Here is a 15,074-nt window from a genome sequence, read left to right on the forward strand (position 1 = left end):
GAGCAGCATCTCGCCGGTCTCGAGCAGGCGCTCGTAGTCCTTGGCCAGCCGCCGGTTGGTGGTGAGCCAGGCGATCGTTCGCTCAATGGTCTAATCACAAATGACAAGCTCTGCCTGACGCGCACTGGGCGGCTTCAGCTCAGCTGGCCGCGGGCGCGCCATCGGCTCCGGAGGGCTGTGGTGCCCCAACTCCCTGATGAGGTCACTCACCAGGGAGGACAGCATGCGGGGTCAGCGGCGACGCGCCTGGCAGGTTCGGCGCACCAGCGTGCCGACGCCCACCGGCCAGCAGCGTTGGGACCGGGCGTATCAACTCCTTCTGCAGTGGGCGATGACCTCCCCGGAGCCGACGGAGGCACCGGGGTCCCCAATCCTGCCGGAGGTCTCCCATGCGAGTAGCGATTTACGGCCGCGTCTCGACCAGCCATCAGGTCGACCACCAGACCATTGAGCAGCAACTCGGACTGCTTTCCGCCCATGTCCACGCTCATGCCGCCGAGAGCTGGAGCCTCGACCCGGCCCACGTGTTCCGCGACGACGGCTACAGCGGTGCGACCCTCGTCCGCCCGGGGTTGGACCGCTTGCGCGATGCCGTGAAGGGCCGCGAGATCGACCGCGTGCTCGTCACCGCTCCCGACCGCCTCGCCCGCAACTATGTGCACCAGATGGTTCTGCTCGAGGAATGGGCGCAGGCCGGATGTGCCGCCGAGTTCCTGGACCGCCCCATGAGCGATGATCCGCATGATCAGCTGCTGCTGCAGATCCGGGGCGCTGTTGCCGAGTACGAGCGCACGCTGATTGCTGAACGCATGCGCCGCGGCCGGCTCGCCAAGCTGCGCGCCGGTCAGCTGTTGCCCTGGACCTATGCGCCCTATGGCTATCGCATGAGCCCCGACCGGCCGCGCGACCCACGCGGCGTCACCACCGATCCGGCGGAGGCGGCCGTCGTGGCCGAGTTGTTTGCCCTCTATCGCGAGCCGGGCATCTCCCTCATGCAGCTGGCCATGCATCTGGATGCCCACGGCGTACCCACCCGGTCGGGCACACCGCGCTGGGCATGCCCGACGATCCGCGGCATCCTGCGCAACACGACCTATACGGGGCTGGTCTATGCGCAACGCACGCGGTATCGCGCTGCCACCCACCGCCGCTCGGCCACCCACCCGATCGGCCGCACTCATGGCTCGGCCGTGCCGCAGCCGGCCGATACCTGGATCCTGGTCGGACAGGTGCCTGCCGTGGTGAGCCAGGCGCACTTCGACGAGGTGCAGGCCAAGCTGGCCACCAACCGCTCCTTCGCGCGGCGCAACAACACCGCTCACCAGTATCTCTTGCGCGCGCTGGTGAGCTGCGGATGCTGCGGCCTCGCCTGCACGGCACGGGCCACCAATGGGCGGAACTTCTACTATCTGTGCAGCGGCAAGGCACATAGCACCGGCTCGCATCGCGCCACGGGCTGCCCAGCGCGCTGCACCCCTGCCGACCAGCTCGACGCCTTGGTCTGGGATGATCTGTGCCGCCTGCTGAGTTCCCCCGAGCCACTGGCTGAAGCCGTGGCGCGGGCGCATGGCGGAGCTTGGCTGCCGCAGGAATTGCTCGCCCGTCGCGAGACGCTGCGCCGGGCCCAGGCGCATCTGTCTCAGCAGATCGAGCGGCTGACCGATGCTTATCTGCGGGCAGTCCTCCCGCTTGATGAGTATGAGCGGCGCCGCCGCGATCTGGAGCAACGGATGCAGGCGCTGGCCGGCCAAGAGGAACTCCTGCGCCACGATGCGCAGCGCCAGCAGCAGCTGGCTGGTATCGCAGCTTCCCTGGAGGCCTTTCGCGAGCGGGTGCAGCACGGGCTAGTGAATGCCACCTTCGAGCAGCGTCGGCAGCTCATCCTGTTGCTGGTTGACCGTGTCGTCGTCACGAACGACGAGGTCGAAATCCGGTACGTGCTTCCCACCCGCCGCGAGAGTGAGCATGTCCGATTTTGTCATTTGCGTAAAGACTACTTCCACCACCCACCTTCGCGCGAGCACTTGAAAGCCGCTCGGGCGCGTCGGCGGCTCTGCGTCAGCCCGCATCCAGGTGCCGCCGCTCCACCAGTGTCGCGGGATGGATAATCTCCAGCTCAGGGCCTTCTGGAGCCAGTCTTTCAGCCCACGATAAGCGGTGTCGGCCCACATCAGCTCGATCGCTGGAAAGAGATGCTGCAGACCCTCCAACAGGAGTTCGGCCCCGGCACGATCATGGATGTCGGCTGGATGCACGCTGTTCTTCAGCAGATTGCCTTGCGTATCAACGAGAAGATGGCGCTTGCGGCCCTTGATCTTCTTGCCACCGTCGTATCCACGCGGTCCGCCCATCTCAGTAGTCTTGACCGATTGACTGTCGATGATCGCCGCACTCGGTTGAGGAGACCGACCGATTGCACGGCGGTAGCTCTCCCGCAGAGCCTGATTCACGTGCTCCCAGGTGCCGTCCTCGCGCCACTGGGCGTAGTGGTAGAAGACGGTGCACCGCGGAGGATACTCGTGCGGCAGCAGCCGCCATTGGACTCCAGTGCGCAGCAGATAGAAGATCGCATCGACGATGCGTCGGAGCGGATAGGTCTGCCGCCGTCCGGCCGGATGGCTGCGAGGAACAAGCGGCGCGAGCAGCGCCCATTCGGCATCGTTGAGATCACTGGCGTAGGAACAGACATCCATGGCGGGGCTCCCGGGTCGTCAAACAGCCCACATCCGCAGCAGTGGCCAGCACCAAACCTATGGTGAATCAAACACTTGCATCGAGCAATAAAATTGCTCACCAGCCTCTTAGAGCTTTAGTGGCTGAGACCATCATAGATTGTGCATTGCGGCCGGAATGGCGTTGGTGCTCGGGGGACTGGGCCGGATGGGACTTTGAACACGCGGATGGAACCCGCCTAGAAGTCAAACAATCAGCGGCCAAACAATCGTGGTCGGCTAAACCGAAGAAGCCTCCCTCCCCATCCTTCGATATCAAGGCCCGCACTGGCCATTGGATTGACGGAGCTTAAGGCGCGGCGATCAGGGTGGAAGTTGAGCGGCGATCAGGATCAGAGGTGACGGTGCGATCCTCAGGACCGCACCGTCTGGCCGTCGCGGCCGACCGGATAAGGATGGGAGTTCTTCACGACCAAATGAGGAACCCAGCCTTTGCCCGGCCGCCACATCACCGACTGCCAAATGAGACTGTACATGACGCTCCGTCACACCAACACCATCCCGATCGCCGCTGCCAAAGCCGGCTTCAGCCCCTCTACCGGCTACCGCCTCGCCAAAGACCCGCGTCTGCCCTCCCAGAAGAAAGCCCCGCGCGGGCGCCGGCGTCCCGACCCGCTCGCGAGCGTCTGGGACAGCGAGATCGTTCCTCTGCTCCAAGCCGCCCCGAGCCTGCGCCCTGTTGCTCTCTTCGAGGAGATCATCCGCCGCCATCCCGAGCTCGGCCCCGGCATCCGCCGCACCCTCGAGCGTCGCGTCCGTGCCTGGCGCGCCCTGCACGGCCCCGAGCAGGAGGTCATCTTCCGCCAGGTGCATGAGCCCGGACGCATGGGCCTGTCCGATTTCACCGACATGGCCGATCTTTCCGTCACCATCGCCGGCCAGCCGCTCGATCACCGGCTCTATCACTTCCGGCTCGCCTATTCCGGCTTCGAGCATGCCCACGTGGTGCTCGGCGGCGAGAGCTATGTCGCGCTGGCCGAGGGGCTGCAGAACGCCCTCTGGGCCCTGGGTGGTGCTCCCCGCGAGCACCGCAGCGACAGCCTCTCGGCTGCCTTCCGCAACCTGGATCGCGACGCCCGTGAGGACCTGACCCGGCGCTACGATGCCCTGTGCGCCCATTACGGCATGGAGCCGAGCCGCAACAACACGGGCATCGCCCACGAGAACGGGTCCATCGAGAGCGTGCACGGCCACCTCAAGAAGGGAATCGAAGACGCTCTGCTGCTGCGCGGCGCACGCGACTTCACCGATCTTTGTGCCTACCGCCGCTTCATCGACGAGGTGATCGGACGCCGCAATGCCCGGCTGATCCCGCGCATTGAGGTCGAGCGCGCCGTCCTCCAGGAACTGCCGGACCGGCGCACCGCCGATTACGAGGATGCCATCGTCACCGTGACCTCCACCAGCGGCTTTGTCCTGCGCAAGGTGTTCTACAGCGTGCCCTCGCGCCTGATCGGCCACCGGCTGCGCGTGAGGCTGTTTGACGATCGCCTCGAGGTCTATCTCGGCGGCACGCACCAGTTCACGCTGCCGCGCGGGCGGGCTCATCCCAATGGCCGGCACGGGCATGTGGTCGATTACCGGCATGTGATCCACTCGCTCAGACGCAAGCCCATGGCCCTGATGGGGCTGGTCTACCGCGATCAGCTCTTTCCCCGCCAAGCCTACGCCCGTGCCTTCGAGGCGATGTGCGCCAAACTGCCGGCCCGGGTTGCCTGCCGCACCATGGTGGATCTGCTCGCCCTGGCGCATGAGCGCGCCTGCGAAGCCGAACTTGCCGAGCGCCTCGACGAGGATCTGAAGGCCGGCCGGCTGCCGGATCTCAAGAGCTTGCGCGCCCGCTTCAGTCCGGATGCGGATGCCGTGCCCGCCATCACGGTCTCCTATGCGCCGCTCAGCGCCTACGAGGAACTCACCCGCGGCCATCAGGGAGAGGTCGCATGACGAGCCCCGATATTGATGCCGGTCGCCTGACCCTGGCGCTCAACGACCTGCGGCTGCCGGCGATCAAGACGATCTGGCCGGACTTCGCCGCCCGCGCCGACAAGGAGGGCTGGCCGGCGGCCCGCTTCCTGGCGGCTCTGGCCGAATACGAGATGGCCGAGCGCGCCAGCCGGCGCATCCAGCGCCATCTCGACGAGGCGCGCCTGCCGCCCGGCAAGACCCTCGACAGCTTCGACTTCTCCGCGGTGCCGATGATCAGCAAGGCCCAGGTGGTGGCGCTGGCAGCCGGCGACAGCTGGCTGGAGAAGGGCGCCAATCTGTTGATGTTCGGCCCGCCGGGCGGGGGCAAATCGCACCTGGCGGCCGCGCTGGGCCTGGCCCTGGTCGAGAACGGCTGGCGGGTGCTGTTCACCCGCACCACCGATCTGGTGCAGAAGCTGCAGAGCGCGCGGCGGGATCTACAGCTCGAGGCGGCGATTGCCAAACTCGACAAGTACCATCTGCTGATCCTGGATGACCTCGCCTATGTCAGCAAAGATCAGGCGGAAACCAGCGTGATCTTTGAACTCATCGGCGCCCGCTACGAGCGTCGCTCGCTGCTGATTACGGCCAATCAGCCCTTTGGAGCCTGGAACTCGGTCTTTCCGGATCAGGCGATGACGCTCGCCGCGGTGGATCGCTTGGTGCACCACGCGACGATCTTCGAGATGAATGTGGAGAGCTACCGCCGCAGAGAAGCCCTTGAGCGTAAGCGCGGACCGGGGCGTCCGCCGACGCGCGCAACAATCAGGACCTCATCCTGATTGTCGCTCGCAGCGACAATCAACAAAGCGCTTGCATCTGTGTCGTGGCGCGACAATCATCGTCCGGCCGCGACAGCAAATTACAAGCCTGATCGCCGCGCTCCTCCATTCCAGATCGTCGCGCAATACGGAGCTAAATGGCAGCAAAGTGAGGCTTCCAGCCGTCTTGCTCATATCTATGTTTTTGCCTTCCATCCTGTGCGGGACGACACCGCAGATCACCGCGACCCATCGCAATGGACCTTCTATGTGGTTCGGTTTGATCTGTTACCACCCAGCAAATCCATAGCTCTCTCGCGATTGCGAACCCTTACTGAACCGCTTGGATATGGTGATTTGCTCGCGACTGTGGAGAGCATACGTAAAACAAGGTAAACCTCTACACGAGTCTTATACGCTCGTAGAACGAGATCAGCACCTAACGGTCATCAGCCGCTTGACCGCAGGGTCGCCGAGTGCGTCCTGAGCAATCTCGCGATCAAGCAGTTCCAGATCCTCGCCGAGCCGGTCGAGTTCGCGCACGTGCCGCTCGATCGCCAGAATCTCGTCGGATGGGAGGGACTGGCGCTGGAGCCACTGCCGTCCAACCCGGCTGAACAGATCGGCATGGGGGCAGCGCGGGATCAAATGGGCATGCAGGATCGAGTGGACCTCGTTCTTGATCCGGGTGCGATGGCGGACCACTTGGTTGCGCCGGGCCACCGATCGCCGGTGTCAGGTTTAAGGACGGCACCGAGATCATTCCGATGCCGACAAACAGCGCCGCCTGACCGGCCCCATCACCTAAATTCCGTCATAGCTGGCCGCTCTCTCACGGACGATACTTTGGAGAGCAGTCCCCTTCGCTATCAGGTCTTCTGCCCTGGATAATGGCTCAGATCCCTCGATCCGAGCTGTATTCAGCCATCGAGGAGGCCTCTCGGTCGACTGAGGAGTTCATGTTCTTGCTACGTACTACGTTACCGTGTCATTGGGAACTCTATCGCGGTAGGGATGCCCATTGCTGAGCACCCCCCGCACAGATCCGGACGAGCGGAATTCCCGCATCCGGCTCCTACCTTGGGTGTTTGACGGCAAAGCGGATGCGCGGCCGGGGATGAAGGATGCGCGGTCGCGGGAGCCAGTCATTGGCCAGCCGGATCATTCGCTCCCAGATCAGGCGATGTCTCTGGCTCCGCCGCCGAAGCGTCTGGGCCCAGAGCCGGATGATGCGGTCACGAAAGGCGCCGAGCGATCGATAGTTGGTCGGCACGGCGTGATAGGCATAGTAGCCCATGAGCACCTGCTTCAGCCATCGTCCCTGCTCGGGGATGGGCCGATGCATGCGCCGTCGCAACTCGTTCTTGATCTCCTTCAGCTTCGCTACCCTGCGGTCCCTCCGGCTCTTCCGGAGGATTTGGAACCGGCCTTGCCGGGTCTTTCCGCAGATGTGAGTGAAGCCAAGGAAGTTGAACGTCTCCGGTTTGCCAAGCCCCTTCCTCTGTCGCGTCTGAACCGCATAGCGGCCAAACTCGATCAGTCGGGTCTTGTCCGGGTGGAGCTGCAACGCAAACTCCTGCAGCCTGTCTCGCATCATGCTCAGGAAGCGCTGGCCGTCAGCCTCATGTTGAAAGCCCACCACAATATCATCAGCATAGCGGATGATGATCATGTCGCCAGTGGCCTCACGCCGTCGCCAGCGTTCGGCCCAGAGATCGAACACATAGTGCAGGTAGATGTTGGCCAGGAGCGGTGAGATCACCGACCCCTGACCTGTGCCCCTGTCACTGACCTGAACGATTCCGTCCTCCAGAACACCCGCCGTGAGCCATTTGCGGATCAGGCGGATGATGCGCGGATCGCCGATGCGGTGCTCCACGAACCGGAGGAGCCATGTCTGGTCCACCGTGTCGAAAAATCCCGCGATGTCGGCGTCCAAGATGAAGCTCACTTTCCGCTGCTCGATCCCGACATGGAGCGCGTCCAGCGCATCGTGCTGGCCGCGTCCCGGCCGGAAGCCGTAGCTGAAGCCGAGGAAGTCTTCCTCATAGATCTGATTCAGCACCGCCGCGGTCGCCCTCTGGACCAGTTTGTCTTCGAGGGCCGCAACGGCCAGCGGGCGCTGCCGCCCGTCCGGCTTCGGAATATACCGTCGCCGGGAGGGCAGCGGGCGATATGCCCCTCGTTGAACCTGGTCGTGCAGATCCGCAATCTTGCGATCAAGGTCTGTCTCGTAGGTTCGCCAAGTCATCCCATCCACCCCGGGAGCGGCCTCGCGCTTGAGGGCGTAGAACGCCCTCCTGAGGGCTTCCGGGGAGATGTGATGGAAGAGCGCCGTGAACTTCTCCTTCGTCCTGTGCCTTGCGGCTTGCCGTATGCGGTCCAGCACCTGGGACACACTTTCCCGGTCCTGCGCCCGGCATGTGCTGTGCTGATCCGCCTTCCCCTTGGTTCCTGCCCTTGGCTCCCCTTGCTCCGCCGCTGGTGACCCAGCTTTGTTCACAAGGTTCATAGCTACTATGACAGGATCTGACTCCTCGGGATCGTTCATCATCGGCTTCGGCTCCTCGCCTTCCCGATGCGGACCAGCCGTGGCACGCCACTCTGGCCAATCCCGAGGCCTCCCGGTTCCCGCACAAGGAGCGTCCGTGCATGCCAGGGTCTCAGACCACGTCGGGTCGAGCCGGCCCTCGCGCTATCGCGCCGGCTCATGTTGCCTTCCGCACACAAGAAAAACGTCGGCACCCGAGAAGCGTCATTTTCGCGGTTCAATGGCTGGCCTACACGCTCCCCTGTCAACGCTTCACGAACGGCCTCGCGGCCGTCCGCGCATGACTCGGGGCCAATGTGGATCGCTACTCCTTCATTGCGATGGACTTGCACCATCTACTCCTTGCCGGTCTCCCGGCGCACTATCGCGGTAGGGATGCCCATTGCTGAGCACCCCCCGCACAGATCCGGACGAGCGGAATTCCCGCATCCGGCTCCTACCTTGGGTGTTTGACGGCAAAGCGGATGCGCGGCCGGGGATGAAGGATGCGCGGTCGCGGGAGCCAGTCATTGGCCAGCCGGATCATTCGCTCCCAGATCAGGCGATGTCTCTGGCTCCGCCGCCGAAGCGTCTGGGCCCAGAGCCGGATGATGCGGTCACGAAAGGCGCCGAGCGATCGATAGTTGGTCGGCACGGCGTGATAGGCATAGTAGCCCATGAGCACCTGCTTCAGCCATCGTCCCTGCTCGGGGATGGGCCGATGCATGCGCCGTCGCAACTCGTTCTTGATCTCCTTCAGCTTCGCTACCCTGCGGTCCCTCCGGCTCTTCCGGAGGATTTGGAACCGGCCTTGCCGGGTCTTTCCGCAGATGTGAGTGAAGCCAAGGAAGTTGAACGTCTCCGGTTTGCCAAGCCCCTTCCTCTGTCGCGTCTGAACCGCATAGCGGCCAAACTCGATCAGTCGGGTCTTGTCCGGGTGGAGCTGCAACGCAAACTCCTGCAGCCTGTCTCGCATCATGCTCAGGAAGCGCTGGCCGTCAGCCTCATGTTGAAAGCCCACCACAATATCATCAGCATAGCGGATGATGATCATGTCGCCAGTGGCCTCACGCCGTCGCCAGCGTTCGGCCCAGAGATCGAACACATAGTGCAGGTAGATGTTGGCCAGGAGCGGTGAGATCACCGACCCCTGACCTGTGCCCCTGTCACTGACCTGAACGATTCCGTCCTCCAGAACACCCGCCGTGAGCCATTTGCGGATCAGGCGGATGATGCGCGGATCGCCGATGCGGTGCTCCACGAACCGGAGGAGCCATGTCTGGTCCACCGTGTCGAAAAATCCCGCGATGTCGGCGTCCAAGATGAAGCTCACTTTCCGCTGCTCGATCCCGACATGGAGCGCGTCCAGCGCATCGTGCTGGCCGCGTCCCGGCCGGAAGCCGTAGCTGAAGCCGAGGAAGTCTTCCTCATAGATCTGATTCAGCACCGCCGCGGTCGCCCTCTGGACCAGTTTGTCTTCGAGGGCCGCAACGGCCAGCGGGCGCTGCCGCCCGTCCGGCTTCGGAATATACCGTCGCCGGGAGGGCAGCGGGCGATATGCCCCTCGTTGAACCTGGTCGTGCAGATCCGCAATCTTGCGATCAAGGTCTGTCTCGTAGGTTCGCCAAGTCATCCCATCCACCCCGGGAGCGGCCTCGCGCTTGAGGGCGTAGAACGCCCTCCTGAGGGCTTCCGGGGAGATGTGATGGAAGAGCGCCGTGAACTTCTCCTTCGTCCTGTGCCTTGCGGCTTGCCGTATGCGGTCCAGCACCTGGGACACACTTTCCCGGTCCTGCGCCCGGCATGTGCTGTGCTGATCCGCCTTCCCCTTGGTTCCTGCCCTTGGCTCCCCTTGCTCCGCCGCTGGTGACCCAGCTTTGTTCACAAGGTTCATAGCTACTATGACAGGATCTGACTCCTCGGGATCGTTCATCATCGGCTTCGGCTCCTCGCCTTCCCGATGCGGACCAGCCGTGGCACGCCACTCTGGCCAATCCCGAGGCCTCCCGGTTCCCGCACAAGGAGCGTCCGTGCATGCCAGGGTCTCAGACCACGTCGGGTCGAGCCGGCCCTCGCGCTATCGCGCCGGCTCATGTTGCCTTCCGCACACAAGAAAAACGTCGGCACCCGAGAAGCGTCATTTTCGCGGTTCAATGGCTGGCCTACACGCTCCCCTGTCAACGCTTCACGAACGGCCTCGCGGCCGTCCGCGCATGACTCGGGGCCAATGTGGATCGCTACTCCTTCATTGCGATGGACTTGCACCATCTACTCCTTGCCGGTCTCCCGGCGCACCTTGCACTGACCCCAGATCGGGGTGTTTCTCGCTTATGCCAGCCGGCACGGGCATGCGCTGATCGACCGGGCGCTGTACCTGCCCGAGACCTGGGCCTTCGATGCGGCCCGCCGCGCGGAAGCGGGCGTGCCGGAGGAGGTCGGCTTCACCACCAAACCGAAGCTCGGGCAGGCCATGTTGAAGCGCGCCTTTGCCGCCGGGGTACCGTGCACGTGGGTGGTGGGCGACTGCGTGTATGGCGCCGACCATCAGACCCGGCGCCTGATCGAAGCACACGGGCGTGGCTATGTGCTGGCGGTGACCTCGGCCCAGCGGCTTGGGTTCAAGCATGTGGAGGACTGGCTGGAGGATGTGCCGGCCCGGGGCTGGAAACGGCTGAGTGCCGGCGATGGGGCCAAGGGCCCACGGCTGTATGACTGGGCCTATCTGCCGTACCGCACGCCGCCGGTGCCGGGCTGGAAAACCGGGCTGCTGATCCGGCGCCAGAAGGGCCGCCCGCATCAGTTCACGTTCTATCTCACCCGTTCACCGGAGGAGACCTCGCTGGCCGAGCTGGTGCGGATTGCCGGGATGCGCTGGCGGATCGAGAGCTGCTTTGAGGAGGCCAAGGGCGAGACCGGGTTGGACGAGTACGAGGTGCGCGCGTGGACGGGCTGGCACCGGCACATCACCCTATCCATGCTGGCGCATGCGTATCTCACCGTCGTGCGCCGGCACGCCATCGGGGGAGAGGCCCCCGTCCGGCAGGCCGCGGGACTGCTGCCGTTCACGGTGCCGGAAGTGCGCCGCTTGCTCTGGCATCTGGTGTGGGAACGGCCGCCTTCGGTTGAGGCCGTCGAGCATTGGTCCGTGTGGCGTCGGCGTCATCAGCAACGGGCTCGTGAATGTCACTGGCGCAAACGCACCCGACACCGACGCAAGGCCCGGCTGTAGTACTAAAGCGCTTTTGGTTTCAATGTAGGGCATAGCCGGCATGCCTGATCCAGCCTTTGGCATCTTTTGCGGTGATGGTGTCGAGGGCGGGTTTGAGTTCCGCTTCCAAGGCTTCGAGAGTGCGAGGCGCTTTTGCCTTAAGCCGCTCCTTCACCTTGGCCCAGGCGGGCTCGATCGGGTTGAACTCGGGTGAGTAGCGGGGCAGGTACAGCAGTCCCATCCCAGCCCGATCGAGCAGGTCTCGCACTTCCGTCGCGCGATGTGGGCGCAGGTTGTCCATCACCAGGATGGCATCCGGCTTCACCTGCTGGAGCTTGGGCACCAGCACCTGTTCGAGATAGGCCAGCAGCACCGGCGTGGAGGTGGACGCCTCGATGCTCATCGTAGCCACCAAGCCATCGCACGCGAGTGCGCCCAAAACCGTCAGCCGCTGCCACGAGCCGAGCGGGATCGACCCGTACGCCCGCTGCCCGCGCGGGGCTCGCGCATGGGTACGGGCCATCTTGGTGGTGACGCCGCTCTCATCCAGGAACACCAGGCGTTCCGCGGGCATGTCGCTCATCTGCTGGCGATAAGCCTCGCGCTCGGCGGCAATCTCGGGCCGCTCCCGCTCGGCCGCCCGAAGGGTCTTTTTTCGGACGCAGCTTGAGGCGCTTGAGCGCCTCGCAAATCACCGCCAGACAGACCGTCACGCCAGTGCGTGCAGCCAGGCGCTCGCGGTACTCGCGCAGTGGCGCGTCATTGTCCTCGATCACGAGCTGACGCAGCACCTCCAGAGCCGCTGCATCCAGGCGCGAGGGCACGCCGCCGCTGTGCAGCTTCGGAGCACGTCGGCCGTCCTCGCGCTCCTGGCGGCGCCAGTTCGACACGGTGGCAGGACAGACCTGAAACCGATAGGCAATCTCAACCTGAGGAAGGTCGCCACGCTCGCAGGCGACCACAACACGCTCACGCAGATCAGCGGAATAAGGCTGGGGCATGGCTCGCCTCCCGGGCCATATCCCAGTCAACGCGCAGCCCACCCGAATGGGTTCAAGCCCAGATCAAAAGCGCTTTAGTGTTGACACTCAGTTCATGTCTAGAGCGCATCCTCGGCCGACCGGAAGGTTGCAAGAACACACGAACTGTTGAGAGGGGAGCGACATGAGACTTTGTTGCCGTCCTCGTCCAACTCGATGAGCGCCTCGGCCCGAAGCCGACGTCCGCTCTCCCCTTCAAAACGCTCGATCATACCCGCCAGCCGTTAAAACCGGCGGGATCATTGCGATCCCGGGTCGGCCTGCAACGGGATGCGGCGAGTTCAGGACTTCAAGCTCGGCTGATCGTGAATGTGTGCGCAGGCCACCGGTCGCCAGCAAGTCACTGAGATGAATGTCCGCTCGCGCCGCCAACTCGGAAGTACGGCTAAGGTCAGCTCCGTGCTGGAAGGCGACATCTGGCCTCACACCCGGAACCTCGTAGAATTCCTTTGAGGGGATGAAGCGATCTCAACTCTTCAAGCTCTGCAAAGCCGCTTCCACCCGACCGTATGTCTCCCGTGGCAATGCCAGAATCGGACGCGGCGGCTCAATCCTGGCGAGGCCGAGAACATCGACCATCACATACATCACCCGAAAGCTGCCGAACGCCCTGAACAGATCCCAAAGCGGTTGGAAGGCTTCGTTGATGCGTAGCACCTCTGGACGGTTGCCAGCTTGCGCGGCTCGGGTGAGAGCCAAAGCCGGAGCGGGCAGCAGGCCCGCAACCACGCTGTACCAAGCGTCACAGCCAGCCAGGAGGGCGTCGGCTGCACCCCAATCCCCGCTGTAGCCGATGGCGAGCCCGTCTGGGGTCATCGCCCGCAGCCGCTCCATCTCGCCCGCGAAATTGCCATTCGCAGGCAGCGGCATTTTCACCGCCGCTACGTTCGGGAGCCTTGCCAAGCGGGCGATCAGGTCATCGCTGAAGGTGAATTTCGTGGTGCTCGGGTTGTTGTAGATGCATAGGGGCAGTTCGCCCGCCGTGGCCACAGCCGCGAAGTGCTGGAAGACCTCCTCGTCGGTCAGGGGCGCATAGGACATCGGAGCCAGCAGCAAGCCATCAGCCCTTGCCGCTTTAGCGTCCCGAGCGAGCATCTCGGCCTCGTCGGTCCGGAGCGCACCCACGCCGACGATGATCGGAATCTTGGCACCCACGCACTCCACCGCCACCCGGACCGCACGCTGGCGTGTCTCCCGTGTCAGGTAGGCATAGCCGCCGGTGCTGCCGAGCAGGCCAATGGAGTTTGCGCCTGCCGCCTGGATGTTCTCCAGGAAACGGCAGAGCACATCGGCTTGCAGATGCCCTGCGGCATCGGTCGGCGTCAGGGGAAAGGCCGAAAGGCCGCTGAACAGCTTTGATGGTGTTTGTGTGGTCATCATGTGCGAGCCAGAAGCAGGCGCAGTCCTGCAAAACCGAAGGCAATGGAGAGGGTACCCTCGATCCAGCGGCGGACAAGGCGGTACAGGCGCACCATCGGCGCGGTCGAGAACAGGACGGCATAGCCGCAGAAGATCGTCACGCTCAGCACAGCACATCCGCTAAGGATCACGGCAACGCGCTGCCAGGATGCGTCGGTACCGAGGCCAAGCGTTACCAGGGCAATCCATGCGAGCACGGACTTCGGGTTGCCGAGGTGCATCAGCAGCCCCTGCCTGTACAGCGCCGTTCTCGATGAAGGGGGCGTAGGTGCTCGTGCCATAGCTCGCTCGTCCGAGATCACGGCGGCCCGTCCGGCTTTGAAGGCAAGAAACAACAGATAGAGGCCGCCGAAGATCTTGAGGGCCGTCAGGACCTCAGCATAGCGGGTGAGGAGGACGGAAATCCCCGTTGCCGCCATCATGCCCCAGAAGACGGAACCGGTAACAACCCCTGCGGCCAGCGCGAGTGCCGCCTGGCGGCCTTGCTGCATCGCCACGCCCATGATGCGCATGTTGCTGGGGCCAGGGCTACCCGCCGCGATGACATATGTTCCGTAGACAAGCAGGAGGTGTTGAAGTTCGGCACTCACTGTTTCCATGCCTCCGGGTCCGGCACGATCCTGGTTATCAGGTCGACGGGCGCCCGGCCAGGGCAAGGCCGATGCCGAGTGCAACCATGGCGGCTCCTGATCCCTCCCGCAGGCGGCGGATCAGATTGGGACGGGCTGTGGCCCCTGCCCGGATGCCACTTGCCGCGAAGGCCACCACGACATCAGCGAGGGTGTTGAGGGCGACGGAGACGAAGCCGAGGACAGCAAATTGTAGAGCCACGTTGCCGGCAGTCGGGTCGACGAACTGCGGCACGAAGGCCAGGAAGAAAGCTGCTGTCTTGGGGTTCATGGCCTCTACCAGCACCCCTTCTCGGAAAGCCCGGCGTGCGCCGACAGGTGGGGCCGCCGTTCCGCCTGCCAAGGCTGCCAATGCATCCTGGCGTGCGGCCCAGAAGGTCCGCCAGCCTATCCAGACCAGATAGGCCGCGCCTAGCAGCTTCAGGACCGTGAACAGCTCAGCGCTCGCCAGCACGATGGCAGAGACACCCAGGCTGCCGGCCAGGACGTGAACCATGCCGCCCAATCCGGTGCCGAAGCTGGAGGCGATCCCCTCAGCGCGTCCGCCCGCGAGGGTGCGGGCAGCAACGTAGAAGATGCCGGGCCCAGGCGTGATGGCAAGGACGAACGCTGCGGCGAAGAACAGGGCGAGTTGAGTGATGTCGAGCATAGGCACTTCTCAGCGTGTCAGTGGCTCAGCCTGTGGCATGAAGCCCAGGAGAGAAACAGTCCTGTCGAACTCGACTGGGAGCGGATCTGAGCTAGACCAAACCTGAGGATTAGGAAAGTGAAACTCTATTATCCTGCATTA

General features: G+C 64.0%; 10 protein-coding genes and 4 pseudogenes. 5 read left to right on the plus strand and 9 right to left on the minus strand.

The window, feature by feature from the left end; translation table 11 throughout:
• Positions 1 to 389: 389 nt before the first annotated feature.
• Positions 390 to 2,108, plus strand: a complete 1,719-nt coding sequence (locus tag ACD578_RS29085; RefSeq protein WP_404294389.1) for a recombinase family protein — start codon at positions 390 to 392, stop codon at positions 2,106 to 2,108.
• On the opposite strand, the pseudogene ACD578_RS29090 reads toward ACD578_RS29085, so the two are convergent.
• Positions 2,034 to 2,693, minus strand: a pseudogene (locus tag ACD578_RS29090) (IS5 family transposase); the annotation flags it as partial. The gene ACD578_RS29085 and the pseudogene ACD578_RS29090 sit on opposite strands and share 75 nt — an antisense overlap.
• 501 nt (positions 2,694 to 3,194) lie before the next feature.
• Between ACD578_RS29090 and istA the strand changes: the two are divergent.
• The 3 genes and pseudogenes from istA to ACD578_RS29105 all read left to right on the plus strand — a co-directional run bounded on the left by istA (position 3,195) and on the right by ACD578_RS29105 (position 5,854).
• Positions 3,195 to 4,692: pseudogene (gene istA, locus ACD578_RS29095) on the plus strand (IS21 family transposase).
• Positions 4,673 to 5,479, plus strand: a complete 807-nt coding sequence (gene istB / locus ACD578_RS29100; protein ID WP_404294392.1) for an IS21-like element helper ATPase IstB — start codon at positions 4,673 to 4,675, stop codon at positions 5,477 to 5,479. Before istA ends, istB begins: the two are co-directional and overlap by 20 nt.
• Positions 5,480 to 5,854, plus strand: a complete 375-nt coding sequence (locus ACD578_RS29105; protein ID WP_404294393.1) for a hypothetical protein — start codon at positions 5,480 to 5,482, stop codon at positions 5,852 to 5,854.
• Positions 5,855 to 5,899: 45 nt separating this feature from the next.
• Here ACD578_RS29105 and ACD578_RS29110 read toward each other — a convergent pair.
• The 3 genes and pseudogenes from ACD578_RS29110 to ltrA (ACD578_RS29120) all read right to left on the minus strand — a co-directional run.
• Positions 5,900 to 6,190, minus strand: a pseudogene (locus tag ACD578_RS29110) (IS110 family transposase); the annotation flags it as partial.
• A 343-nt stretch (positions 6,191 to 6,533) separates the two neighbouring features.
• Positions 6,534 to 8,012 (minus strand): group II intron reverse transcriptase/maturase, encoded by a 1,479-nt coding sequence (ltrA, locus tag ACD578_RS29115; protein WP_404294394.1) that lies wholly within the window; start codon positions 8,010 to 8,012, stop codon positions 6,534 to 6,536.
• A 433-nt stretch (positions 8,013 to 8,445) separates the two neighbouring features.
• Positions 8,446 to 9,924 (minus strand): group II intron reverse transcriptase/maturase, encoded by a 1,479-nt coding sequence (gene ltrA, locus ACD578_RS29120; RefSeq protein ID WP_404294394.1) that lies wholly within the window; start codon positions 9,922 to 9,924, stop codon positions 8,446 to 8,448.
• A 372-nt stretch (positions 9,925 to 10,296) separates the two neighbouring features.
• Between ltrA (ACD578_RS29120) and ACD578_RS29125 the strand changes: the two are divergent.
• Positions 10,297 to 11,013, plus strand: a pseudogene (locus tag ACD578_RS29125) (IS701 family transposase); the annotation flags it as partial.
• Between the two features lie 223 nt (positions 11,014 to 11,236).
• Here the strand turns inward: ACD578_RS29125 and ACD578_RS29130 are convergent.
• The 5 genes from ACD578_RS29130 to ACD578_RS29150 form a co-directional block, all read right to left on the minus strand.
• Positions 11,237 to 11,812: an IS630 family transposase gene (locus ACD578_RS29130; RefSeq protein WP_404295523.1), complete on the minus strand. Its 576-nt coding sequence runs from the start codon at positions 11,810 to 11,812 to the stop codon at positions 11,237 to 11,239.
• Entirely contained in the window at positions 11,739 to 12,197 is a 459-nt protein-coding gene (locus ACD578_RS29135; protein ID WP_404294396.1) for a transposase, read from the minus strand. The genes ACD578_RS29130 and ACD578_RS29135 overlap by 74 nt, the downstream gene beginning before the upstream one ends.
• 507 nt (positions 12,198 to 12,704) lie before the next feature.
• Positions 12,705 to 13,616 (minus strand): dihydrodipicolinate synthase family protein, encoded by a 912-nt coding sequence (locus ACD578_RS29140; protein WP_404294398.1) that lies wholly within the window; start codon positions 13,614 to 13,616, stop codon positions 12,705 to 12,707.
• Positions 13,613 to 14,245: a LysE family translocator gene (locus ACD578_RS29145; protein WP_404295526.1), complete on the minus strand. Its 633-nt coding sequence runs from the start codon at positions 14,243 to 14,245 to the stop codon at positions 13,613 to 13,615. Before ACD578_RS29145 ends, ACD578_RS29140 begins: the two co-directional genes overlap by 4 nt.
• Positions 14,246 to 14,282: 37 nt before the next feature.
• A complete protein-coding gene (locus ACD578_RS29150; protein ID WP_404294399.1) occupies positions 14,283 to 14,933 on the minus strand; it encodes a LysE family translocator in 651 nt (216 codons plus the stop codon).
• Positions 14,934 to 15,074 lie beyond the last annotated feature (141 nt).

Source organism: Microvirga sp. RSM25 (genome assembly GCF_044784385.1).
GTDB lineage: Bacteria > Pseudomonadota > Alphaproteobacteria > Rhizobiales > Beijerinckiaceae > Microvirga > Microvirga tunisiensis.